Origin of the sequence: Achromobacter sp. HZ01 (assembly GCF_003267925.1) — a bacterium.
Lineage (GTDB): Bacteria > Pseudomonadota > Gammaproteobacteria > Burkholderiales > Burkholderiaceae_B > Achromobacter > Achromobacter pulmonis_A.
The window spans coordinates 17058-37496 of record NZ_LWKV01000004.1; the positions used below are offsets into that span (position 1 = coordinate 17058).

A 20439-nucleotide genomic window follows, 5' to 3' on the forward strand; every position below is an offset into this window, starting at 1 on the left:
GCGCGTCAACCCCAGCGAAACAGCGGCATCTGCAGTTGCAGCGCCCACCAGAAAACGACGACCGCGATCGCGACCATGGCGATCGACAGCAGGAACGCCTGTTTGACCGTGTTCTTGCGGTCGCCCAGCGCGGATATGAACACGATGGCGAAGGTCGCCGGCAGCAGGCCGCCGTAGTGGCCGAGCAGCAGAAATGCCAGGATGCCCAGCAGGATGCAGGCGCCGCCACGCAGGTCCGGCAGGCCGTGGGCGTGGCCCTCGCCCGGCGCGGCGCCGCCGCCTTCGCCGGAACGCGCCGACAGCGCGATCAGCACGCCGGTCAGCGCCAGCAGTCCGCCCAGCGCCGCCGGAAAGAATCCGGGGCCCATGTGGCTGAGCGTGCCGACGTGATAGTCGGTGCCGCCGTATATGGCGCCCAGGCCGATGAGGACCATCAGCGCGCCGCCGTAATAGTCCTTTCTGTTGATGGTTTTTTGCACGTCTTCCTCCTTCCTCACAGGCCTTTGCAGCCCTGAATGCGCCGCCCGGAACGGACGCCGCGGCCGCTTGCGACAGGCCGGAGGGCAGATTACGGAAGGAAGCTGCGGATTCGCTTTCTGTGCGCTGTCGCCTTGCTGAATCCAGGGGTAATCCCTGAGCGGCGGGCGTGTCGCATGCGTAAGCGACGGTGACGGCGCGCTATTGCTCGCCCTTGAGTTCGACGTCGGCCGGGCGCGGATACTGCGAGACCGTGGAGGCGATCGGCAGCCACAGCACGGAAGCCAGGCCGACGCCGCCCTGCGCGTTGGGCTCGCCGTCGCGCAGTTCGATGTCGCCGTCGTTGCGGCGCGCGTAGGCGCGCGCGATCGCCAGCCCCAGGCCCGAGCCCGAGGAGGCGACCGGCTTGTCGGTGCCGACCCGCTCGAAGCGCGCAAAGGCGCGCTGGCGCAGCACCGGGTCCAGCCCGGGGCCGTTGTCGGACACGGCGACCTCGGCGCGGCCGTCCTGGCGGCAGACCGATACGGTGATGCGCGCGCCGGGGGTCGTGTAATGGATGGCGTTATGGACCAGGTTGGACAGGGCCTCGTGCAGCTCGGCCTCGTTGCCCGAGACCGGCACGGGGGTTTCCTGCCCTTCTTCGGCGCCGGCCGGCACCCAGCCCAGGTCCTGCTGTTTCTCGTGCGCCAGCGGCAGGTACTGCAGCACCACCTCGCGCGACACGGCGTTGAGGTCCAGCAATTGGCGCGGCAGCGGATCGGCCTGGTTGGCGTGCGCCAGCGACAGCAGCTGTTCGGTCAGGCGGCGGGTGCGGCCCAGCTGGTCGACGATGGCGCGCAGGCCCTCCTGCGCGCGCGCCGGATCGCGCTCGCGCAGCGCATACTGCGCCTGCGTCAGCATGATGGCCAGCGGCGTGCGCAACTGGTGGGAGGCGTCGGCCAGGAAGTGCGACTGCTCGTCCAGCACCCGGCGGTAGCGCGCGATATGGTGGTTGACGGCGTCGACCAGCGGGCTGACCTCGCTGGGCACGCGCGAGGCGTCCAGCGGCGTCAGGTCGTCGGGCCGGCGCCCGCGGATATCGTTGCGCAGCCGGCGCAGCGGCTTCAGGGCCCACGACACGCCCCACCACACCAGCAGCGCCACCAGGGCCAGCATGCGCGTGTCGCGCAGGATTTCCTGGCGGCGCGCGCGGTTCTCGGCCTCGATGCGCTTGCCGGTGCTTTCGGCCACCACCACCAGCACCTGCCGGTGCTGCCCCTTGTAGTAGAGATCGCGCACCACCGCAACGACCCGCACCGGGTCGTTGCGGTAGACGCTGTCGTAGAAGACCGGCTGGCCGTTGGAGCGCGGCCAGCTCGGCGGACGCGGCATTTCGGGCATGCCCAGCAAGGTCTTGCCCTGGTCCTGCGGCACCGGCGAGCCGTCCGGCAGCGGCGGGTCCATTTCTTCGATGCGGAAATACTTGCGCAGGCCGGCGCGCGATTCCAGCATGACCTGCGCATAGAGCGGCGTGGCCACCTGCAGCCTGCCCTCGGGCGTGAATTCCAGGCTGCTTTCGAGCACGCGCGCCGGCTCGACCAGCGCGCTGTCGTAGGCTTCGTTGGTGATTTCGGCCAGCGTGCGGTAGTCGTTCAGGCTGTCGACGACCAGCAGCACCACCACGCCCGGCAGCAGCAGGATGATGAGCAGCGCACGGATGCCGACGCGCGGCAACTTCATCTAGGCCGACTCGCTGGCGACGCTTTCCAGCATGTACCCCAGCCCGCGGACCGTGACGATGCGCACGTCGCTGCCAGCCAGCTTCTTGCGCAGCCGGTGCAGCACGACCTCGATGGCGTCGGGGTTGGCTTCGCTGTCGTGGGTGAAGACCTTGCCGAACAGCTGCGACTTGTCCACCGGGTAGCCGCTGCGGGTCAGCAGGGCCGCCAGCGCGGCGTGTTCGCGCGGGGTGAGAAACAGCAGCGAGCCGTCCAGCGTGAAGGCGCGGCTTTCGCTGTCGTAGGACAGCGAGCCGCACTGCAGCCGCGGATGCTGGCGGCCGCGGCTGCGGCGCACCAGGGCGGTGAGGCGGGCTTCCAGTTCTTCGAGGGCGAAGGGCTTGGTCAGGAAATCGTCGGCGCCCAGGTTCAGGCCGCGCACGCGGTCCTGCAGCGCGCCCTGCGCGGTCAAGAGCAGCACCGGCGTGCGGTCGTCGCGGTTGCGCATCTCGCGCAGGACCACCAGCCCGTGCTTGTCGGGCAGGCGCAGGTCCATGACGATGGCGTCGTACTCCGTGCCGGCCATGAAGGCTTCGGCCGTCCGGGCATCGGCCGCGTGGTCGGGCACGAACCCGCTCTGGGCGAGCGCGCGCATCAACCAGGACGCCATGTCCCGTTCGTCTTCAACCAACAATATGCGCATGACCGTCCGTTCCTTCGGGCAAATTCTCAGCCGCACGTTGTCCGTGCACCCGCTGGCGCAAGTAGCGGGTTTCGTGGTGACGCCGAAAGAGGATCGCCGACAACTCGTTCAACGCCTGGGTATAGACGTCGCGCTTGAACTCGATCACGGCATCCAGCGGAACCCAGTACTGGCTCCAGCGCCAGGCGTCGAATTCCGGATGCTGCGTCGCGCGCAGGCAAACGTCGCTGTCACGGCCGACCAGGCGCAACAAGAACCAAATCTGCTTTTGTCCTTTATAGTGGCCGCGCCACTCACGCCGGACGAAGTGATCGGGCACGTTATAACGTAACCAATCGCGTGTACGCCCCAAAATGCGGACATGCTCGGGCTTCAGGCCCACCTCTTCATGGAGCTCGCGATACATGGCCTGCACCGGGCTTTCGCCGTACTTGATGCCGCCCTGGGGGAACTGCCATGCATGTTCCCTGATACGCTTGCCCCAAAAGACCTCGTTTTTGGTGTTGACGAGAATGATGCCGACATTGGGGCGGTAGCCTTCGCGGTCAAGCATGGGCCACCCCCACCGAATTCAATACAATTACGGACGATTATACGTATCTGCTGCCACCTTTAAACATGCGCGCATCCAACTACCACATCAACACCCTCAAAGAAGCCCCTTCGGAAGCCGAAGTCGCCAGCCACCAACTGATGACCCGGGCCGGCATGATCCGCAAGCTCGCGGGCGGCATCTACACCTACATGCCCCTGGGGCTGAAGATCATCCGCAAGGTCGAGGCCATCGTCCGCGAGGAAATGAACGCCGCGGGCGCCATCGAGCTGCTGATGCCGGTGGTCCAGCCCGCGGAGCTCTGGCAGGAGTCGGGCCGCTGGGAGCAGTACGGCGCGGAACTGCTGCGCATCAAGGACCGGCACCAGCGCGATTTCGTGCTGCAGCCCACGTCCGAAGAGGTGATCACGGATATCGCGCGCAACGAGATCCACAGCTACCGCCAGCTGCCGCTGAACTTCTATCACATCCAAACCAAGTTCCGCGACGAGCGCCGTCCGCGCTTCGGCCTGATGCGCGGCCGCGAATTCACCATGAAGGACGCCTACTCGTTCGACCGCGACGAGGCCGGCGCCCAGCGCAGCTACGACATCATGTTCAACGCCTACATGCGCATCTTCGGCCGACTGGGCCTGGAATTCCGCGCGGTGGCGGCCGACACGGGCTCGATCGGCGGTTCGCGCAGCCATGAATTCCAGGTCATCGCCGAAACCGGCGAGGACCTGCTGGTCTACAACGCCGAGTCCGACTACGCCGCCAATATCGAGCTGGCCGAGGCGCCCGCGCTGTACGCCACGCGCGCCGAGCCGGCCGAGGCCATGGCCGAAGTGCCCACCCCGGGCGCGGCCAAGTGCGAAGACGTCGCCCGCCTGCTGGACATGCCGCTGGAGCGCACGATCAAGTCCATCGTGCTGGCCACCGACGGCGAAAAAGGCGCCGACATCTGGCTGCTGCTGCTGCGCGGCGACCATGAGCTCAACGAGATCAAGGCCGGCAAGCTGCCGGGCCTGGCGGGCTTCCGCTTCGCCACGGAAAGCGAGATCGTCGAGGCTTTCGGCTGCAAGCCCGGCTACCTGGGCCCGGTCAAGACCGCGCGCCCGGTGCACGTCGTCGCCGACCGCACCGTGGCCAACATGGCCGACTTCGTCTGCGGCGCGAACAAGGAAGATTTCCACATCCGCGGCGTGAACTGGGGCCGCGACCTGCCCGAGCCCGAGCTGGTCGCCGACCTGCGCAACGTCGTCGCCGGCGATCCTTCGCCCGACGGCAAGGGCACGCTCTCGATCCAGCGCGGCATCGAAGTGGGCCACGTTTTCTACCTGGGCAAGAAGTACTCCGAAGCGCTCAAGGCCACCTTCCTGGACGAGACCGGCAAGCCGGCGGTGCTGGAGATGGGCTGCTACGGCATCGGCGTCACCCGCATCGTGGGCGCGGCCATCGAACAGAACCACGACGCCCGCGGCATCATCTGGCCGCGCGCCATCGCGCCCTTCGAAGTCGTGATCTGCCCGGTGGGCTGGGGCAAAAGTGAAACCGTGCGTGACACCGCCCAGAAGCTCTATGAATCGCTGCTGGCGCGCGGCGTGGACGTCATCCTGGACGACCGCGACGCCCGCCCCGGCGTGATGTTCGCCGAATGGGAATTGATCGGCGCGCCGCTGCGTGTAACAGTTGGAGAACGCGGCCTGAACGATGGTGTGTTGGAATTGCAGGCCCGTCGGGAAACCGAAGCCGCCAAGATTCCGGTAGAGTCCGCGCTCGAGGCCGTGCTGAGCAAGCTCGACACCCTTTAACCTTATAGTAACTACGGGCTTATCGGCCCTGTCCGACATCTGCCTATCCGTACCGTGACCGCCCCGAAGTTCCCCGAATCCATCCTGCAGGTCCGCGTCTACTACGAAGACACGGACGCGGGCGGGGTGGTTTTCTATGCCAACTACCTGAAATTCCTGGAGCGCGCACGCACCGAGTGGCTGCGCGACCTGGGAGTCAACCAGTCCGCCCTGGCGGCCAGCGAGCAACGGCTTTTCGTCGTCCACTCCCTGGACATGTCCTACCGCAAACCGGCCAGGCTGGACGACCTGCTTACCATACGCAGCCGGATCACACGACTGGGCCGCGCTTCGATACACTTCGCGCAGCGCGCCGAGCGTGACGGGGAACTGCTTGCCGAAGGCAATATCCAAGTCTGCTGCGTCGATGCCATCCACATGCGGCCGGCGGAACTGCCGGCCGACGTTCGCGCCAAACTGAAATTCATTCAGGAATAACCATGCAAGTCACCAACGACATGTCGTTGCTTACCCTGATCACCGACGCCAGCGTGCCGGTCCAGCTGATCATGCTGTTGCTGCTGGGCATTTCGATCATGTCCTGGACCTACATCTTCGCCAAGCGCCTGGCCATCAAGCGCGCCCATGCGCAGACCCGCCGTTTCGAAGACGATTTCTGGTCCGGCGGCGACCTGTCCATGCTGCAGCAGGCCGTGGCCTCGCGCCGCGACGAACAGGGCGCGCTGGCCCGCATCTTCGATGCCGGCATGACCGAATTCCTGAAGGCCCGCCGCGGCAACGCCACGGGCGACGCCATCGCCCTGCTCGACGGCCCGCGCCGCGCCATGCGCGCAGCCTACCAGCGCGAAATGGACTCGCTGGAATCGCATCTCAACTTCCTGGCCTCGGCCGGCTCGGTTTCGCCGTACATCGGCCTGCTGGGCACGGTCTGGGGCATCATGCACGCCTTCATCGGCCTGTCGAACATGCAGCAGGCCACGCTGGCCTCGGTGGCCCCCGGCATCGCGGAAGCCCTGATCGCGACCGCCATCGGCCTGTTCGCCGCCATTCCGGCCGTGGTCGCCTACAACCGCTTCACCAACGACATCGACCGCATCTCGATCCGCTTCGACAGCTTCGTCGATGAATTCCTGAACATTCTGCAACGGCAGGTACGCTAATGCCCTCGGTAAGCTCGCGCGGCCGGGCCGGCCGCCGCATGAAGGCCGACATCAACGTCGTGCCCTACATCGACGTCATGCTGGTGCTGCTGGTCATCTTCATGGTGACCGCGCCCCTCATCACGCCCGGCCTGATCCAGTTGCCCTCGGTCGGCGCCGCCTCCGAGGTGCCGGTCAAGCCGCTGGAAGTCCAGATTTCGGAAGACGGCAAGCTCGCCCTGCGCATGCGCGAACCCGGCGCGACGCCGCAGGACATCGCGCGTCCCGAACTGGTGGCGCAAGTGCGCTCGCGCATTACGGCTGAAACCCCGGTGGTCATCGCCGCCGACGGCAAGGTGCCGTACGAGACGGTAGTGAAGGTCATGGATGAATTGCGCACCAACGGCATCACCCGCCTGGGTCTGCTGGTGGACCAATCCGCCGGCCAGAACCAGCCCGCCCCCGCGAAGAAACGCTAACGCGACGCCTTCGGCCGGCGCCGAAGGCATGCAACGCCCATGACGCCACCCATTATCCGACACCGCAGCGGCCCCCCGGCCCCCCCGCCCCATCACGACAACCGCAAGGCATTGCTGCTGGCCGTGGCGGTGCACGTGCTGCTGCTGATCGTGCTGATCTTCGGCGTGAGCTGGCGCTCGGAGAACCCCGGCCCCGTGCAGGTGGAACTCTGGGCCGACGGCAATTCGCCCGACTCGCCGCCGCCCACGCCCGAACCCGAACCGACCAAGCCCGAACCCAAGCCGCAGCCCAAGCCCGAGCCTGAAGAAGCGCCCGAGCCGCCGCCTCCGCCGCCCCCGCCGCCTCCGCCCGAGCCGGAACCCCAGGTTCAGCCCAAGACCGAGGAGGTCGACCCCGAAATCGCGCTCCAGGAAGCCAAGAAGAAGCGCGAGGAAGAGGAAAAGGCGCGCCAGGCCGCCGAAGCCGCCAAGGAAAAGGCGCGCCTCGAGGAAGAGCGCAAGCAGGCCGAACTGAAAGAGAAGAAGCGCCTGGAGCAGGAACGCCAGGCCGCCGAGAAGGCTGCCGCCGAAAAAGCCGCAGCCGAGAAGGCCGCCGCCGAGAAAAAGGCCAAGGAAGAAGCCGCCAAGAAGGCCGCCGCCGAAAAGGCCGCTGCCGAGAAGGCGGCTGCCGAAAAGAAGGCGGCCGAGGAAAAAGCGGCCGCCGAGAAGAAGGCTGCCGCCGAAAAGGCTGCTGCCGAAAAGGCCGCAGCCGAGAAAAAGGCCGCCGCCGAGAAGAAGGCCAAGGAAGAAGCCGCCAAGAAGGCGGCCGCCGACAAGGCCCTCCGGGAGGCGTTCCGCAACGACGCCCTGGGCGCCGCCGGCATCCCCGGCGGCACGGCCGACCGCAACCAGGCAGGCGGCGGGCGCGACAGCGGCTACGGCGCCAAGGTGCGCGCCTGCGTGCAGCCCGGGGTGGCCTATCCGCCCCCGCCGCGCAGCGGATCGGAAAATCCCACGGCACAATACCGGGTACAGTTAGGTTCCGACGGGAAGGTCAACGGCGTAACGTTGACCCGGTCTTCGGGCATTGCAGGCTTCGACCGCGCGGTCGAAACCGGCATCCGCCGTTGCAACCCCTTCCCCAAGCCTTCGACGGGCCGCTACGAACCCATTATTGACGTTGTGTACAGAATGTATGATTGACAGGAGATTGACGAATATGACTCCCGCTTATAGCCGACGAGTACCCCAGCTCGCTCTCTGGCGATCGTATGGACTCGGGCTGCTGATGCTGGCGCTGGCCTGCCTGATGGCCATGCGACCCGCCCAGGCCCAGTTGCGCGTCGATATCTCGGGGACCGGCGCCACCCAGTACCCCGTGGCCATCGCCGATTTCGCCGTCGACGACACCCACGGACGCGCGCTGGCCGAAGTCATCCGCGCCGACCTGACCCGCACCGGCCAGTTCCGCCTCATCAACGCCGCCGGTTCCGGCCTGAACGTCGACTCCCCCATTTCGCACGACGACTGGCGCGCCAAGGGCGCCGACTTCATCGCCTACGGCAGCATCTCGCGCGGGGCCGACGGCCGCTACGACGTCCGCTACCGCCTGGCCGACACGGTCAAGAAGGGCCAGCTCGACGGCGTCGCGTTCTCGGGCACCGAGCAGGAACTGCGCCGCGTCGCCCACCAGATCGCCGACCGCATTTACGAGAAGATCACCGGCGTTCGCGGCGTGTTCTCGACCCGTATCGCCTACGTGCTGAAGAAGGGCACCACCTACGAACTGCAGGTGGCCGATGCCGACGGCCAGAACCCGCAGGTGGCCCTGCGCTCGCGCGAGCCCATCATCTCGCCGTCCTGGTCGCCCGATGGCTCCAAGCTGGCCTACGTGAGCTTCGAATCCGGCAAACCTGTCGTGTACGTGCACAATCTGGCTTCCAGCGCGCGCGTTCCCGTCGCCAACTTCAAAGGTAACAATAGTGCACCCGGCTGGTCGCCCGACGGCTCCAAGCTCGCGGTGGCTCTGACCCGCGATGGTTTGTCGCAAATTTACATCGTTAATGCGTCCGACGGCTCCAATCCGACCCGTGTGACGCGTTCTCCCGGCATCGACACCGAACCGCGCTTTACGCCGGACGGGGCATCCATTATCTTTACGAGTGACCGCAGCGGCGGGCCGCAGATCTACCAGACCGGCTCGAGTGGCGGCGAAGCCCGCCGCCTCACGTTTAATGGTGGTTACAACATCTCACCCCGAATTTCCCCCGACGGATCGACGCTGCTGTACGTTGCGAAACGCGACGGCGCGTTTCGTATCGCGTCGTTGAACCTGTCCTCAGGTGCCGAGACTTTGCTGACCGATGGTCGTGACGATCAGTCCCCTAGCTTCGCGCCTAATGGAATGCAAGTGCTTTACGCCGCCGTCCAAAACGGTCGTAGCGTGCTTGCAGGTGTCTCGAGCGATGGCCGCGTACGGCAGACGCTATCGGTACTGAACGGGGAAATACGTGAACCGACTTGGGGCCCATTTACCCGATAACACGTGTGACTCTCTTTGCAAAGGAACTATCATGAAGTCGCGCATTGCCAAAAGCCTAACCATCGCCGCTCTGGCTGCCGCCCTGGCAGCCTGCAGCTCCGTCCCTCTCGACGATAAAGCGGGTCAGGGCGGAGGCGCTGGCCAAGGATCGTCGTCGAGCTCCGGCGAAATCCTTGATCCCTTCAACCCCCAAAGCATCCTGGCGCAACAGCGCTCGGTGTACTTTGACTTCGACAGCTACACGGTGTCGGACCAGTACCGCGGTTTGGTCGAAACCCACGCGAAGTACCTGGCCTCGCACCCGCAGCAAAACATCAAGATCGAAGGCAACACCGACGAACGCGGCGGTTCCGAGTACAACCTGGCCCTGGGCCAGCGCCGTGCCGACGCCGTGCGCCGCATGATGACCCTGCTGGGCGTCAGCGACAACCAGATCGAAACCATCAGCTTCGGTAAGGAAAAGCCGAAGGCGACCGGTACGTCGGAAGCCGATTTTGCGGAAAACCGCCGTGCCGATATCGTCTATCGCCGCTAAACTTTCCGTATAGTCGAGTGTCCTACCACGCGTCGGGACGGTCAGCCGGCCGTCCCGACGTTTGTTTTTATACCCGGGAATTTTCATGCGCGATAACGTTCTGTCCCTGCGTCCCCTTATTGTGGCCACCGGCCTGGTGCTTGCCGCCCTGACGGCGCCGGCCCACGCTTTTTCCGACGATGAGGCCCGTCGGGCCATCCTGGATCTGCGCAAGCAGGTTCAGCAGCAGAACGAGCAGAACCAGCGCGCCAAGCTGCAGCTTGCCGACCAGATCCAGTCCCTGCAGCAGGAAATCGCCCAACTGCGCGACCAGCTCGAACTGGTGTCGCGCCAGCAGCCCAGCGCGCGCCCGGGCGGCGCCGCCGGCAGCACCAACCCGCCGGGCGCCAATGCCGGCGACCCGCAGGAACAGGCCGCCTATGACGGCGCCATCGACCTCTTCCGCAAGGGCCAGTACAAGGACGCCTCCGAGTCGTTCGCCGCGTTCACCGCGCTCTACCCCTCCAGCCAGCTCGCGCCCAGCGCCCAGTTCTACCTGGGCAGCAGCCGCTACGCGCTGAAGGACTTCAAGGGCGCCATCGAACAGCTCAACGCCATGGTCGAAAAATCCCCCGACAACGCGCGCGCCCCCGATGCGCTGCTGGTCATCGCCGGCAGCCAGATCGAGCTGAACAACCGCGCCGGCGCCAAGACGACGCTGCAGCGCATCGTGCGCGACTACCCCACCACGCCGGCCGCCGGCACCGCCAAGAGCCGCCTGCAGCTGCTCCAGTAATGGCGGTTGCCGCCTACCGGCATATCCTGCGCCGCCGCGCGGGGCTGATCGCCCTGCTGCTGGCGGCGATTTTCATGGCGCTGCTGGCCGATTTCACCTTGGGCCCTTCCGGCCTGCCGTGGCGCGACCTGTGGCAGACGCTGACCGCGCCCGCCGCCGCCGATCCCACCACCCGCGTCATCGTCTGGGACATCCGCCTGCCCTCGGCCCTGCTGGCCGCCCTGGTGGGCATGGCGCTGGGCCTGGCGGGCGCCGAGATGCAGACCATCCTGAACAACCCGCTGGCCAGCCCGTTCACGCTGGGCGTGTCCTCGGCGGCCGCCTTCGGGGCCTCGCTGGCCATCGTGCTGCAGCTGGGCGTGCCGGGCATCCCCGACGGCTGGCTGGTGGCCGGCAACGCGTTTCTGTTCGCGCTGCTGGCCGCGCTGCTGCTGGACGCGGTGACCCGTTGGGGCGGCATGAATACGTCGACTGTGGTGCTGTTCGGCATCGCCATGCTGTTCACCTTCAACGCGCTGGTTTCGCTGGTGCAGTTCATGGCCAGCGCCGAAGCCCTGCAGAACCTGGTGTTCTGGACCCTGGGCAGCCTGGCGCGCCCGGGCTGGGCCGCGGTGGCCGTGCTGGCGGCCGCCGTTGCGCTGGCCCTGCCGCTGGCCATGCGCCAGTCCTGGAAGCTGACCGCCTTGCGACTGGGCGAAGACCGCGCCGCCAGCTTCGGCGTGGACGTGCGCCGCGTGCGCGTCGCGGCGCTGGCGCGCGTCAGCCTGCTGTCGTCGCTGGCCGTCGCCTTCGTCGGCACGATAGGCTTCATCGGGCTGGTGGCGCCCCATATCGCGCGCCGGCTGTTCGGCGAAGATCACCGCTATTACCTGCCCGGCAGCGCGCTGGTGGGCGCGGTGATCCTGTCGCTGGCCTCGATCGCGTCCAAGAACCTCGTGCCCGGCGTGATCGTGCCGGTGGGCATCGTGACCGCGCTGGTCGGCATCCCCTTCTTCGTGGCGGTGGTCCTGCGCCGGCAACTGCCATGAGCCCGCAACTCGCCATCGAAGGGCTCTGCGCCGGCTACGGGCGCGGCGACGTGCTGCACGGGCTGGGCCTGCCGGCGCTGGCCGCCGGCGAAGTCACCGCCCTGCTCGGCCCCAACGGCAGCGGCAAGTCCACGCTGCTCAAGGCGCTGGCCGGCCTGGTCCGGACCCGCGCCGGCAGCGCCCGGCTGGGCGAACAGGACCTGATCCGGCTGAACTTCGGCGAACGCGCGCGCCACGTGGTCTATCTGCCGCAGAGCCTGCCCGCCGCGGTGCACCTGCGGGTGCTGGAATCGGTGCTGGTGGCGGCGCGGGCCAGCGGCGGCGATGCCGCGGCGGCCGATGCCCGCAGCGTCGAGCGGCTGCTCGAACGGCTGGGCATCGCCCATCTGGCGCTGCACTACCTGGATGCGCTGTCCGGCGGGCAGAAGCAGCTGGTCGGCCTGGCGCAGGCGCTGGTGCGCCATCCGCGCGTGCTGCTGCTGGACGAACCGCTGTCGGCGCTGGACCTGAACTACCAGTTCCACGTGATGCGCCTGCTCAGGCAGGAAACGCGCGAGCACGGCCTCATCAGCCTGATCGTGCTGCACGACCTGAACGCGGCCCTGCAGCACGCGGACCGCGCGGTCATGATCCACGGCGGACGGCTGCACGCGGCGGGCGCCCCCGCCGAAGTCATCACGCCGGCCTCGCTGGCGGCGGTGTATGGGGTGCAGGGGCGCGTCGAAACCTGCTCGCACGGCTTGCGGCAGGTGCTGATAGACGGGCTGGAGGCGCGCCCGCGCTAAGGACGGCTCATGCGCGCTGCGCCACGTCGGCGACCGGCGCGCCGGTCATGTCCGCCAATTGCCGCGGCGTCAGGTTGAACACGGCATGAGGATGGCCGGCGGCGGCCCACAGGCTTTCGTAGTTGAACAGGTCCGCGTCCAGCAGCATCACCGGCTTGACCGTGTGGCCGATGGGGCAGACGCCGCCGATGGCATAGCCGGTCATGTCGCGCACGAACTTGGCGTCGGCCTTGGCCAGTTCGCCGACCTGCGCGGCCACCTTGGCCTCGTCGACCCGGTTCACGCCGCTGGCGATCACCAGCACCGGCGCATCGTCGGCGGCGCGGCGGAAGATGATGGACTTGGCGATCTGCGCCACTTCGCAGCCCAGCCCGGCCGCCGCTTCGGCCGAGGTCTTGCCGGTCTGCGGCAGCACCACGACGGGCTTGTCGTGCCCCAGGTCCAGCAGCAGCTGGGCGACGCGGCGAGCGGATTCGGGCAGGGCGGCGAGGGACTCGGGGGACATCGTGGCGGGCTCCGTTTCAGGCGATGCCGGCGCTGGGATAGGCCGGCGCAACGGAAAACGAGTTTATCAGCGCCGGCCCGCGATGGCTGGGGAGCTAGAATGCGCACCTGGCTTTTGCACAAGACTCCCATGCGTTCCGAACCCGTCCTGCCCCTGCAAACCGCGCCGATCGGCGGCTATGCCATGTCCTACACCGAGTATGGCAGCGGCGCGCCGCTGGTGCTGGTGCATGGCTCCCTGTCCGACAGCCGCTACTGGAAGTCGCAGATGGCGCCGCTGGGGCGGTCGTTCCGCGTGCTGGCGGTATGCCTGCGCCGCTACTGGCCGGAAGCCTGGGACGGCGCGGGCGACGGCTTTTCGATCGAGCAGCACGCCAGCGACGTGCTGGAATTCATCGACGCCGTGGCCGGCGGCCCGGCCCATCTGGTGGGCCATTCCCGCGGCGGGCGCGTGGCGCTGGAAGCGGCGCTGCGCCGTCCCGACGCGCTGCGCAGCCTGACCCTGGCCGATCCCGGCCTGCCGCTGCCCGGCGCGGACGACCACCGCGGCGGTTTCCGGCTGCGCGCGCTGGAGCTCATCCGCGCCGGCGAAACCGAAGCCGGCCTGGCGCTGTTCGTCGATACCGTGACCGGCCCCAACACCTGGCAGCGCATGATGCCCTGGTTCAAGGAGATGGTGCGCGACAACGTCGGCACGCTGTTCGGTCAGGCGCGCGAGACGCCCGCCGCGCTGACGCCGCAGCAGATCGGCTCCCTGAAAATGCCCACGCTGCTGATCGGCGGCGCGTTGAGCCCCGCGCCCTACCCCGCCGTGCTCGACGCGCTGGCGCAATGGCTGCCGCACGCCCACCGGGTGACCATCGCCGGCTCCTCGCACGGCATGAACCTGGGCAATCCGCGCGCCTTCAACGGCGCCATCGAGGAATTCATCGGCGGCTGATCAGGGCTCGACCGAAGGCGTGTGCTTGAGCCGCCGCAGCACGAAGGTGGAGCGGCTGTGGCGCACGCCGCGCAGCTTGTACAGGCGCTTGCGCAGAAAGGACTCGTAGCCCTCGGTGCCCGCCACCGCCACCTTGATCAGGTAGTCGTACTCGCCGGTCACGAGAAAGGCCTCGACCACTTCCGGCAGGCGCGTGATTTCCTCGCCGAAGCGCGCCAGCGTGTCGTCGTCGTGGTGCTCCAGCGTGACCTCGATCATGACGGTATCGGGCAGGCCCAGCGCCTTCTGGTTCAACAGCGCGGCGTAGCCCTCGATCACCCCGGCCTCTTCCAGCGCCTTCACGCGGTTCCAGCACGGCGTGGGCGACAGCCCCACCTGCTCGGCCAGCTTCAGGTTGGTGAGCCGCCCGTCGGCGCGCAGCGCGCGCAGGATCTTGCGGTCGGTTTCGTCGATTTTGGGCATGGCGGACACGATGACAGGCGCTCCAGGAGAAAATCTCTCTGAATATCAATTCTAGAGGATAGACATTTTCCTATATCCGCCAATCAGGCGTGAATCAGGAAACCTATTTTTCGCTACCCGCCGTAGACTTTCCTGCAAGACGGCCGCCTACCCCGGCCGTCGGATTTCGGCGCGCTCGCTGCGGCACAACCCGGCGCGCGCGCCGGCAGTTCCAACGCATCATGCCGCGCGCCGATCCGCGCGGCGGGAAATCATGTCCTTCGCAGCAGCACCCGCAAGATCCGGCCTGGGCCTGTCCGGCACCGCCATGCTTCTTACCGCCCCGGCGCTATTCGCCTCCAACATGGTCGCGGCCCGCTGGGCCCACGACGCCAGCCTCCCCCCTGTGTTTCTCGCCTTCGGCCGCTGGCTGATCGCCCTGCTGATCCTGCTGCCGCTGGCCGCGCCGGCGCTGCGCGCGCACCGCCGGACACTGCGCCGCAGCCTGCCGTCGCTGCTGCCGCTGGCGGTGCTGGGCATGGGCGTGGCGGTGGCGCCGCAGTACATCGGCGCCCAGACCACCAGCGCCACCAATATCGCGCTGATTTTCTCGTGCAGCCCCATTCTGGTGGCCCTGCTGGAAGCGGCGATCTGGCGCAAGCCTTTGTCGGCCCTGCGCGCCGCGGGCCTGGCGCTGGCGCTGGGCGGCGTGCTGACGGTGCTGTCGCGCGGCGATGCGCAGGCGCTGGCGCGCCTGGCTTTCGGCCAGGGCGACCTGTGGGTGCTGCTGGCCGCCACCGGCTGGGCGCTCTATACGGTGCTGCAGAAGCGGTTGAGCCTGCCGGCGGCGGTGCCCGACAGCGCGCGCCTGGCGACGCTGATGCTGGGTGGCGTGCTGGCGCTGGCGCCGTTCGCGGCGATCGAGGCGGCCAGCGGCGCCGTGCCGCCATGGACCGATCCGCGGCTGGCGGCGACGCTGCTGTTCCTGGCCGTGGTGCCCAGCCTGGGCGCCTACTACGTATACGGCCGGCTGATCAGCCAGGCCGGCCCGGCCACGGCCGGACTGGCCATGTTCCTGGTGCCGGTGTATGCGGCGCTGCTGGCCTGGCCGCTATTGGGCGAGGCGCCGCAGCTGTTCCACGCCTACGGCTTCGTGATGATTCTGTTCGGCGTGCGACTGGCCTCGACGCGCCGGCGCGCGGCCGCGACGGGCGCGGCCGCCGCGGCGGCCTGAGCCGCCTCAGCGGCCCGTGCCCTGGGCCGCAATCACTTCCTGCGCCACCTGGCGCGGGGCCTCGGCGTAATGCTTGAACTCCATGGAGTAGGTCGCCCTGCCCTGGGTAAGCGAACGCAGCGAGGTCGAATAGCCGAACATCTCGGCCAGCGGCACTTCGGCGCGCACCAGCTTGCCGCCGCCGCCGGCGATGTCCTCCATGCCCTGGACCATGCCGCGGCGCGAGGACAGGTCGCCCATGACGTTGCCGGTGTAATCGTCGGGCGTTTCCACCTCGACCTGCATCATGGGTTCCAGCAGCACCGGGTCGGCCCGGCGCATGCCTTCCTTGAACGCCATCGAGCCGGCCATGCGGAACGCGTTCTCGTTCGAATCCACGTCGTGGTAGGAACCGAAGAACAGCGTCACCTTCACGTCCACCACGGGATAGCCGGCCAGCACGCCGGCGTTGAGCGCCTCGCGCACGCCCTTGTCCACCGCCGGGATGAACTCGCGCGGCACCACGCCGCCCTTGATCGCGTCGACGAACTCATAGCCCTTGCCGGGTTCCTGCGGTTCGAGCTTCAGCACCACGTGGCCGTACTGGCCGCGCCCGCCTGACTGCTTGACGAACTTGCCCTCGACCTCGGCACAGGTCTTGCGTATGGTTTCGCGGTAGGCCACCTGCGGCTTGCCCACCGTGGCCTCGACGCCGAACTCGCGCTTCATGCGGTCCACCAGGATTTCCAGATGCAGCTCGCCCATGCCCGAGATGATGGTCTGGCCCGACTCCTCGTCGGTGCGCACGCGGAAGGACGGGTCTTCCTGCGCCAGGCGGCCCAGCGCGATGCCCATTTTTTCCTGGTCGGCCTTGGTCTTGGGCTCGACCGCCTGCGATATCACCGGCTCCGGGAAGACCATGCGTTCCAGGATGATGACGTGCGCCGGATCGGTCAGCGTGTCGCCGGTGGTGACGTCCTTGATCCCCACCGCCGCGGCGATGTCGCCGGCATAGACCTCGGTGATTTCGCGGCGCTCGTTGGCGTGCATCTGCAGGATGCGGCCCAGCCTTTCCTTTTTGCCCTTGACCGGGTTCAACACCGAGTCGCCCGACTTCACCACGCCCGAATACACGCGGAAGAACACCAGCTGGCCGACGAAGGGATCGGTCATGATCTTGAAGGCCAGGGCCGAGAACGGCTCGTTGTCGGCGGGATGGCGCTCGATCTCGCGGTCGCGCTCGTCATGGCCCTTGATGGCCGGCACGTCGACCGGCGACGGCAGGTAGTCGAGCACCGCGTCCAGCATGGCCTGCACGCCCTTGTTCTTGAACGCGCTGCCGCACAGCATGGGCACGATCTCGTTGGCCACCGTGCGCTGGCGCAGGCCCTGCTTGATCTCTTCCTCGGTCAGCGGCTCGCCCGCCAGGTATTTCTCCAGCAGCGCCTCGTTGGCTTCGGCGGCCTTCTCGACCATCTTGTCGTGCCATTCCTGGGCCTGCGCCTGCATCGCGGCCGGGATGTCCTGGTATTCGAAACGCACGCCCTGGCTGGCCTCGTCCCAGATGATGGCCTTCATCTTGACCAGGTCGATCACGCCTTCGAAATGGTCTTCGGCGCCCACCGGCAGCTGGATCGGCACGGCGTCGCCCTTGAGGCGCTCGGCGATCTGGCGCTGCACGCGCAGGAAGTCCGCGCCCACGCGGTCCATCTTGTTGACGAAGGCCAGCCGCGGCACCTTGTACTTGTTGGCCTGGCGCCAGACGGTCTCGGATTGCGGCTGCACGCCGCCGACCGCGTCATACACCATGACCGCGCCGTCCAGCACGCGCATGGAGCGCTCGACCTCGATGGTGAAGTCCACGTGGCCGGGCGTGTCGATGATGTTGATGCGGTGCTCGGGATAGTTGCCGGCCATGCCTTTCCAGAAGGCGGTGGTGGCGGCCGAGGTGATCGTGATGCCGCGCTCCTGCTCCTGCTCCATCCAGTCCATCACCGCGGCGCCATCGTGCACCTCGCCGATCTTGTGGGTGATGCCGGTATAGAAGAGGATGCGCTCGGTGGTCGTCGTTTTGCCCGCGTCGATGTGGGCGCTGATGCCGATGTTGCGGTATAGCTCGATACGCGTCTTGCGAGTCATGGCCTCTTCCTTTGAAGTCGCCAGGCAAAGACGGCAGGCCCGACCGGGCCTTGCCGCGGCGGGCGCGAGGCCGCGTGAAGGACTGCGTAGTGGCGAGGCCGCGCCCGCGCTGATGCATGAATATTACGCCCGCCGCCGCAAGATACAAAGACGCGCGCGGCCCGCTTGCGCGCCGCGCCGGGCGCAAAAAAAACCCCTCGCTGCGGAGGGGTTCGGGGCGACCTGCGCGGAAGGACTTACTTCTTGTCTTCCTTGACGCGGTAGACCAGCACGGCGGTGCTGGCCAGCGACAGCACCTTGGCCGTGACGCTGCCCAGCAGCAGGCGCGACAGGCCGCTGCGGCCGTGGCTGCCGATGAAGATCAGGTCGCAGCCGGCGTCGGCGGCGGCCTGCACGATGCCGTCGGCCACGTTGAAGTTGGACACGGCGCGCGCCTCGGACTTCACGCCGGCGGTGTCGGCGCGGTCGGTGATCTGCTTGAGGTACTTGTCGGCCTGTTCGGCCGAGGCCTTTTCGTAGTCTTCGTCGGTGATGGCATAGGCCGCGGCCATGCCGTCGAAGCCGATGGTGGCCGCGAACGGCTGCGTGACGTACAGCGCGACGACTTCAGCGCCTACGGAACGCGCAAAACAAATACCCGCGTTGGCGGCTTGCGCCGACAGCGGCGAGCCGTCGGTGGGAATCAGGATCTTCTTGAACATCTGCCTGCTCCTGTTTGAGAGGAGTCTCCATGCTACCGGAAACCCGCTACGCGTACATCAATGTGAACCCGATGTGCTTGATGCGCGTCAAGCGCGGCCTCAGCCCAGTTGCTGCGCGGCGGCGAACAGGTTGGTGCAGCGGGTGCCGGTGCGGCAATACGCCAGCACCGGACCGGGCAGCGTGCGCAGCAGTTCGGCGAAGCGCTGGACGTCGGCGGCGGTCATGGCGCTGCCCACCACGGGCTGGTATTCGATCTGCAGGCCGGCGGCCTGCGCGGCCTTGGACACGTCGGCGGCGGTGGGCTGGTCGGGGCCGCCTTCGAAATCGGGACGGTTGATGATGACGCTCTTGTAGCCGGCGGCGGCGACGTCCGCCATGTCGTCCGGGCCGAGCTGCGGGGCGACGGCGAAATTCTGGGTCAGGGGTTTGATGGGTGCGGACATGACGATTCCTTATATGGCTTGGTAATGAGGGCTTTTTATATTATTGAATGCCCGCGCCGGTTTGCGCGAAGATTTTTTCCAGGTCCGCCCAGATTCCCCGGTGATCGGCAATGGTGACCGAAAAACGCAGCATGCTGGAGGGCGCCTGCGACGGCGAGAACAGCGTGCCCGGCGCCAGCAGCATGCCGTGGTCGGCCGCCACCCGCGCCAGCTCCTCGCTGTCGCGGCCGCAATCGGCCCAGACGAACATGCCCGCATTCGGTTCGTGATGCACCGTCATTCCCAGCTTGAGCAGGCCCTTCAGGCAGCGCTGGCGGGCCTCGTCCACGCGCGCGCGCACCCGTTCGATATGGCGCCGGTACTGCCCTTCCATCAGCACCCGGTGCACGACCCGTTCGCCCAGTTCGGGGGAAGTCAGGCCGGCCAGCATCTTCAGGTCGGCCAGCTTCTGCAGGATGTCGGGATTGGCCGCCAGATAGCCCACGCGCAGGCTGGCCGCCAGCATCTTGGAATAGCCGCCCACCAGGATCACGCGTTTCAGGCGGTCCAGCACCGCTAGCTTCATGGCCCCGCCGGGATGCAGTTCGCCGTAGGTGTCGTCTTCGACCACCATGAAATCGTGGCGCTCGGCGATGCGCAGGATGTCGTAGGCCGCCCCGGCCGACAGGGTATGGCCGGTGGGGTTGTGCACCGCGCTGTTGACGATGAAGAGCTTGGGCTTGTGCTGCGCGGCCAGCTGTTCGAGCAGCGCGATGTCGGGGCCGTCGGGGCCGCGCGGCACGCCGATGGGGCGCGCGCCGAAGGCCGCCAGGCGGCCGAAAATGACGAACCAGGCCGGGTCTTCGACCAGCACGGTGTCGCCCGGCTTGACCAGGTGCCGCGCGATCAGATCCAGGCCGTGCGTGACGCCGTTGGTCGTGAGCAGGTTCAGCTCCGGATGCGCCGGCACGCCGTCGTTCTGCAGCGAGGCGGCGATCTGCTGGCGCAGCGGCGCGAAGCCCTGGGGATGACCGTAGCTGACCAGATGGCCGCGCACCGAGCGCCCGACCGCGCGCACCGCGCCGGCCACCATTTCGGGGTCCAGCCAGTCCGGCGGCAGCAGGCCCGCGCCGCCCGGCATGCCGAGCGCGGCGGTTTCGCGGAACATGCTGCGCAGCAGCCAGGCCACGTCGATGCGCGCCGGCGGCGCCAGCGAAGCGGCGGACGGCGCCGTGGCGGACGCCGCCAGCGGGCCGCTGCGCGCCCGCACGAAAAACCCCGCGCCCCGGCGCGACTGCACCAGGCCACGCGCCACCAGCCGGTCGTAGGCTTCCACCACCGTAAAGCGGCTGACGCCGGACTGTTCGGCCATCTTGCGGATGGACGGCAGCCGGGTGCCGGGCCGCAGGCCCTGCTCGTCGATGCGGCGGGCCAGGCCGTCGGCCAGCTGCGTCACCAGGGTGGCGTCGGCCTGGCGCACCGGCTGCCAGGGCGGGGAGGATGAGAGCGCGGGGGCAACTGTCATGGAGATTTCACCAGGCCAGTGATTAAAGTGATATGCCAAAGTGTACCGGTACTGTACCGATGACTATG

At 67.6% G+C, this 20439-nt stretch carries 22 protein-coding genes; 12 read left to right on the top strand and 10 right to left on the bottom strand.

Features of this window, described 5'->3' with window-relative positions; genetic code table 11:
• Positions 1-5: 5 nt before the first annotated feature.
• The 4 genes from A6B37_RS19620 to A6B37_RS19635 form a co-directional block, all read right to left on the bottom strand.
• Entirely contained in the window at positions 6-434 is a 429-nt protein-coding gene (locus A6B37_RS19620; protein ID WP_111826963.1) for a tripartite tricarboxylate transporter TctB family protein, read from the bottom strand.
• Positions 435-678: 244 nt separating this feature from the next.
• Positions 679-2196, bottom strand: coding sequence for a sensor histidine kinase (locus tag A6B37_RS19625; RefSeq protein WP_111826709.1), 1518 nt, complete (start codon positions 2194-2196; stop codon positions 679-681).
• Positions 2197-2877, bottom strand: coding sequence for a response regulator (locus A6B37_RS19630; protein WP_062681263.1), 681 nt, complete (start codon positions 2875-2877; stop codon positions 2197-2199).
• The gene (locus tag A6B37_RS19635) at positions 2858-3430 is read right to left on the bottom strand and encodes an RNA pyrophosphohydrolase (protein ID WP_102775861.1); all 573 of its coding nucleotides are present in this window, start codon (positions 3428-3430) and stop codon (positions 2858-2860) included. The genes A6B37_RS19630 and A6B37_RS19635 overlap by 20 nt, the downstream gene beginning before the upstream one ends.
• Before the next feature lie 65 nt (positions 3431-3495).
• Between A6B37_RS19635 and A6B37_RS19640 the strand changes: the two genes are divergently transcribed.
• From A6B37_RS19640 to A6B37_RS19685, 10 genes are all read left to right on the top strand, one after another.
• Complete coding sequence (locus A6B37_RS19640) at positions 3496-5223, top strand: proline--tRNA ligase (RefSeq protein ID WP_102775860.1); 1728 nt, start codon at positions 3496-3498, stop codon at positions 5221-5223.
• Between the two features lie 54 nt (positions 5224-5277).
• A complete protein-coding gene (gene ybgC, locus A6B37_RS19645; RefSeq protein WP_102775859.1) occupies positions 5278-5700 on the top strand; it encodes a tol-pal system-associated acyl-CoA thioesterase in 423 nt (140 codons plus the stop codon).
• A 2-nt stretch (positions 5701-5702) separates the two neighbouring features.
• Positions 5703-6383 carry a protein TolQ gene (tolQ, locus tag A6B37_RS19650; protein ID WP_102775858.1) on the top strand — a complete coding sequence of 227 codons (681 nt, stop codon included), beginning with the start codon at positions 5703-5705 and terminating at the stop codon, positions 6381-6383.
• Positions 6383-6841, top strand: a complete 459-nt coding sequence (locus A6B37_RS19655; RefSeq protein ID WP_111826710.1) for an ExbD/TolR family protein — start codon at positions 6383-6385, stop codon at positions 6839-6841. Before tolQ ends, A6B37_RS19655 begins: the two co-directional genes overlap by 1 nt.
• 39 nt (positions 6842-6880) lie before the next feature.
• On the top strand, positions 6881-8023 hold the full coding sequence (gene tolA / locus A6B37_RS19660) for a cell envelope integrity protein TolA (RefSeq protein ID WP_102775856.1): 1143 nt from the start codon (positions 6881-6883) through the stop codon (positions 8021-8023).
• Positions 8024-8039: 16 nt separating this feature from the next.
• A complete protein-coding gene (tolB, locus tag A6B37_RS19665) occupies positions 8040-9362 on the top strand; it encodes a Tol-Pal system beta propeller repeat protein TolB (protein WP_102775855.1) in 1323 nt (440 codons plus the stop codon).
• 31 nt (positions 9363-9393) lie between these two features.
• Positions 9394-9897 (top strand): peptidoglycan-associated lipoprotein Pal, encoded by a 504-nt coding sequence (gene pal, locus A6B37_RS19670; protein ID WP_102775854.1) that lies wholly within the window; start codon positions 9394-9396, stop codon positions 9895-9897.
• An 85-nt stretch (positions 9898-9982) separates the two neighbouring features.
• A complete protein-coding gene (ybgF, locus tag A6B37_RS19675) occupies positions 9983-10672 on the top strand; it encodes a tol-pal system protein YbgF (protein WP_102775853.1) in 690 nt (229 codons plus the stop codon).
• Positions 10672-11700 carry an iron ABC transporter permease gene (locus A6B37_RS19680; protein ID WP_102775852.1) on the top strand — a complete coding sequence of 343 codons (1029 nt, stop codon included), beginning with the start codon at positions 10672-10674 and terminating at the stop codon, positions 11698-11700. The genes ybgF and A6B37_RS19680 overlap by 1 nt, the downstream gene beginning before the upstream one ends.
• The gene (locus A6B37_RS19685) at positions 11697-12485 is read left to right on the top strand and encodes an ABC transporter ATP-binding protein (RefSeq protein WP_111826711.1); all 789 of its coding nucleotides are present in this window, start codon (positions 11697-11699) and stop codon (positions 12483-12485) included. The genes A6B37_RS19680 and A6B37_RS19685 overlap by 4 nt, the downstream gene beginning before the upstream one ends.
• 7 nt (positions 12486-12492) lie before the next feature.
• Here A6B37_RS19685 and A6B37_RS19690 read toward each other — a convergent pair whose 3' ends face one another.
• The gene (locus tag A6B37_RS19690; protein ID WP_102775850.1) at positions 12493-12990 is read right to left on the bottom strand and encodes a YbaK/EbsC family protein; all 498 of its coding nucleotides are present in this window, start codon (positions 12988-12990) and stop codon (positions 12493-12495) included.
• A 129-nt stretch (positions 12991-13119) separates the two neighbouring features.
• Between A6B37_RS19690 and A6B37_RS19695 the strand changes: the two genes are divergently transcribed.
• Entirely contained in the window at positions 13120-13929 is an 810-nt protein-coding gene (locus tag A6B37_RS19695; RefSeq protein WP_111826964.1) for an alpha/beta hydrolase, read from the top strand.
• Here A6B37_RS19695 and A6B37_RS19700 read toward each other — a convergent pair whose 3' ends face one another.
• Positions 13930-14400 carry an Lrp/AsnC family transcriptional regulator gene (locus A6B37_RS19700; protein WP_102775849.1) on the bottom strand — a complete coding sequence of 157 codons (471 nt, stop codon included), beginning with the start codon at positions 14398-14400 and terminating at the stop codon, positions 13930-13932. It abuts the gene before it with no gap.
• A 244-nt stretch (positions 14401-14644) separates the two neighbouring features.
• Between A6B37_RS19700 and A6B37_RS19705 the strand changes: the two genes are divergently transcribed.
• Entirely contained in the window at positions 14645-15604 is a 960-nt protein-coding gene (locus A6B37_RS19705) for a DMT family transporter (protein WP_246842528.1), read from the top strand.
• 6 nt (positions 15605-15610) lie between these two features.
• On the opposite strand, the gene fusA is transcribed toward A6B37_RS19705, so the two are convergent.
• From fusA to A6B37_RS19725, 4 genes are all read right to left on the bottom strand, one after another.
• A complete protein-coding gene (gene fusA, locus A6B37_RS19710) occupies positions 15611-17722 on the bottom strand; it encodes an elongation factor G (protein ID WP_102775847.1) in 2112 nt (703 codons plus the stop codon).
• 236 nt (positions 17723-17958) lie between these two features.
• The gene (locus A6B37_RS19715) at positions 17959-18423 is read right to left on the bottom strand and encodes a universal stress protein (protein WP_102775846.1); all 465 of its coding nucleotides are present in this window, start codon (positions 18421-18423) and stop codon (positions 17959-17961) included.
• Positions 18424-18522: 99 nt separating this feature from the next.
• Positions 18523-18867 carry a TIGR01244 family sulfur transferase gene (locus A6B37_RS19720; RefSeq protein ID WP_043544931.1) on the bottom strand — a complete coding sequence of 115 codons (345 nt, stop codon included), beginning with the start codon at positions 18865-18867 and terminating at the stop codon, positions 18523-18525.
• A 40-nt stretch (positions 18868-18907) separates the two neighbouring features.
• Complete coding sequence (locus A6B37_RS19725; protein ID WP_168202270.1) at positions 18908-20371, bottom strand: PLP-dependent aminotransferase family protein; 1464 nt, start codon at positions 20369-20371, stop codon at positions 18908-18910.
• Positions 20372-20439 lie beyond the last annotated feature (68 nt).

What these genes read in the sequence shown, in the direction of transcription:
- A6B37_RS19620 (WP_111826963.1), bottom strand. Translation starts at nt 434, where the DNA reads ATGGTCCTCATCGGCCTGGGCGCCATATACGGCGGCACCGACTATCAC.
- A6B37_RS19625 (WP_111826709.1), bottom strand. Translation starts at nt 2,196, where the DNA reads ATGAAGTTGCCGCGCGTCGGCATCCGTGCGCTGCTCATCATCCTGCTG.
- A6B37_RS19630 (WP_062681263.1), bottom strand. Translation starts at nt 2,877, where the DNA reads ATGCGCATATTGTTGGTTGAAGACGAACGGGACATGGCGTCCTGGTTG.
- A6B37_RS19635 (WP_102775861.1), bottom strand. Translation starts at nt 3,430, where the DNA reads ATGCTTGACCGCGAAGGCTACCGCCCCAATGTCGGCATCATTCTCGTC.
- A6B37_RS19640 (WP_102775860.1), top strand. Translation starts at nt 3,496, where the DNA reads ATGCGCGCATCCAACTACCACATCAACACCCTCAAAGAAGCCCCTTCG.
- tolQ (WP_102775858.1), top strand. Translation starts at nt 5,703, where the DNA reads ATGCAAGTCACCAACGACATGTCGTTGCTTACCCTGATCACCGACGCC.
- A6B37_RS19655 (WP_111826710.1), top strand. Translation starts at nt 6,383, where the DNA reads ATGCCCTCGGTAAGCTCGCGCGGCCGGGCCGGCCGCCGCATGAAGGCC.
- tolA (WP_102775856.1), top strand. Translation starts at nt 6,881, where the DNA reads ATGACGCCACCCATTATCCGACACCGCAGCGGCCCCCCGGCCCCCCCG.
- tolB (WP_102775855.1), top strand. Translation starts at nt 8,040, where the DNA reads ATGACTCCCGCTTATAGCCGACGAGTACCCCAGCTCGCTCTCTGGCGA.
- pal (WP_102775854.1), top strand. Translation starts at nt 9,394, where the DNA reads ATGAAGTCGCGCATTGCCAAAAGCCTAACCATCGCCGCTCTGGCTGCC.
- ybgF (WP_102775853.1), top strand. Translation starts at nt 9,983, where the DNA reads ATGCGCGATAACGTTCTGTCCCTGCGTCCCCTTATTGTGGCCACCGGC.
- A6B37_RS19680 (WP_102775852.1), top strand. Translation starts at nt 10,672, where the DNA reads ATGGCGGTTGCCGCCTACCGGCATATCCTGCGCCGCCGCGCGGGGCTG.
- A6B37_RS19685 (WP_111826711.1), top strand. Translation starts at nt 11,697, where the DNA reads ATGAGCCCGCAACTCGCCATCGAAGGGCTCTGCGCCGGCTACGGGCGC.
- A6B37_RS19690 (WP_102775850.1), bottom strand. Translation starts at nt 12,990, where the DNA reads ATGTCCCCCGAGTCCCTCGCCGCCCTGCCCGAATCCGCTCGCCGCGTC.
- A6B37_RS19695 (WP_111826964.1), top strand. Translation starts at nt 13,120, where the DNA reads ATGCGTTCCGAACCCGTCCTGCCCCTGCAAACCGCGCCGATCGGCGGC.
- A6B37_RS19705 (WP_246842528.1), top strand. Translation starts at nt 14,645, where the DNA reads ATGTCCTTCGCAGCAGCACCCGCAAGATCCGGCCTGGGCCTGTCCGGC.
- fusA (WP_102775847.1), bottom strand. Translation starts at nt 17,722, where the DNA reads ATGACTCGCAAGACGCGTATCGAGCTATACCGCAACATCGGCATCAGC.
- A6B37_RS19715 (WP_102775846.1), bottom strand. Translation starts at nt 18,423, where the DNA reads ATGTTCAAGAAGATCCTGATTCCCACCGACGGCTCGCCGCTGTCGGCG.
- A6B37_RS19720 (WP_043544931.1), bottom strand. Translation starts at nt 18,867, where the DNA reads ATGTCCGCACCCATCAAACCCCTGACCCAGAATTTCGCCGTCGCCCCG.
- A6B37_RS19725 (WP_168202270.1), bottom strand. Translation starts at nt 20,371, where the DNA reads ATGACAGTTGCCCCCGCGCTCTCATCCTCCCCGCCCTGGCAGCCGGTG.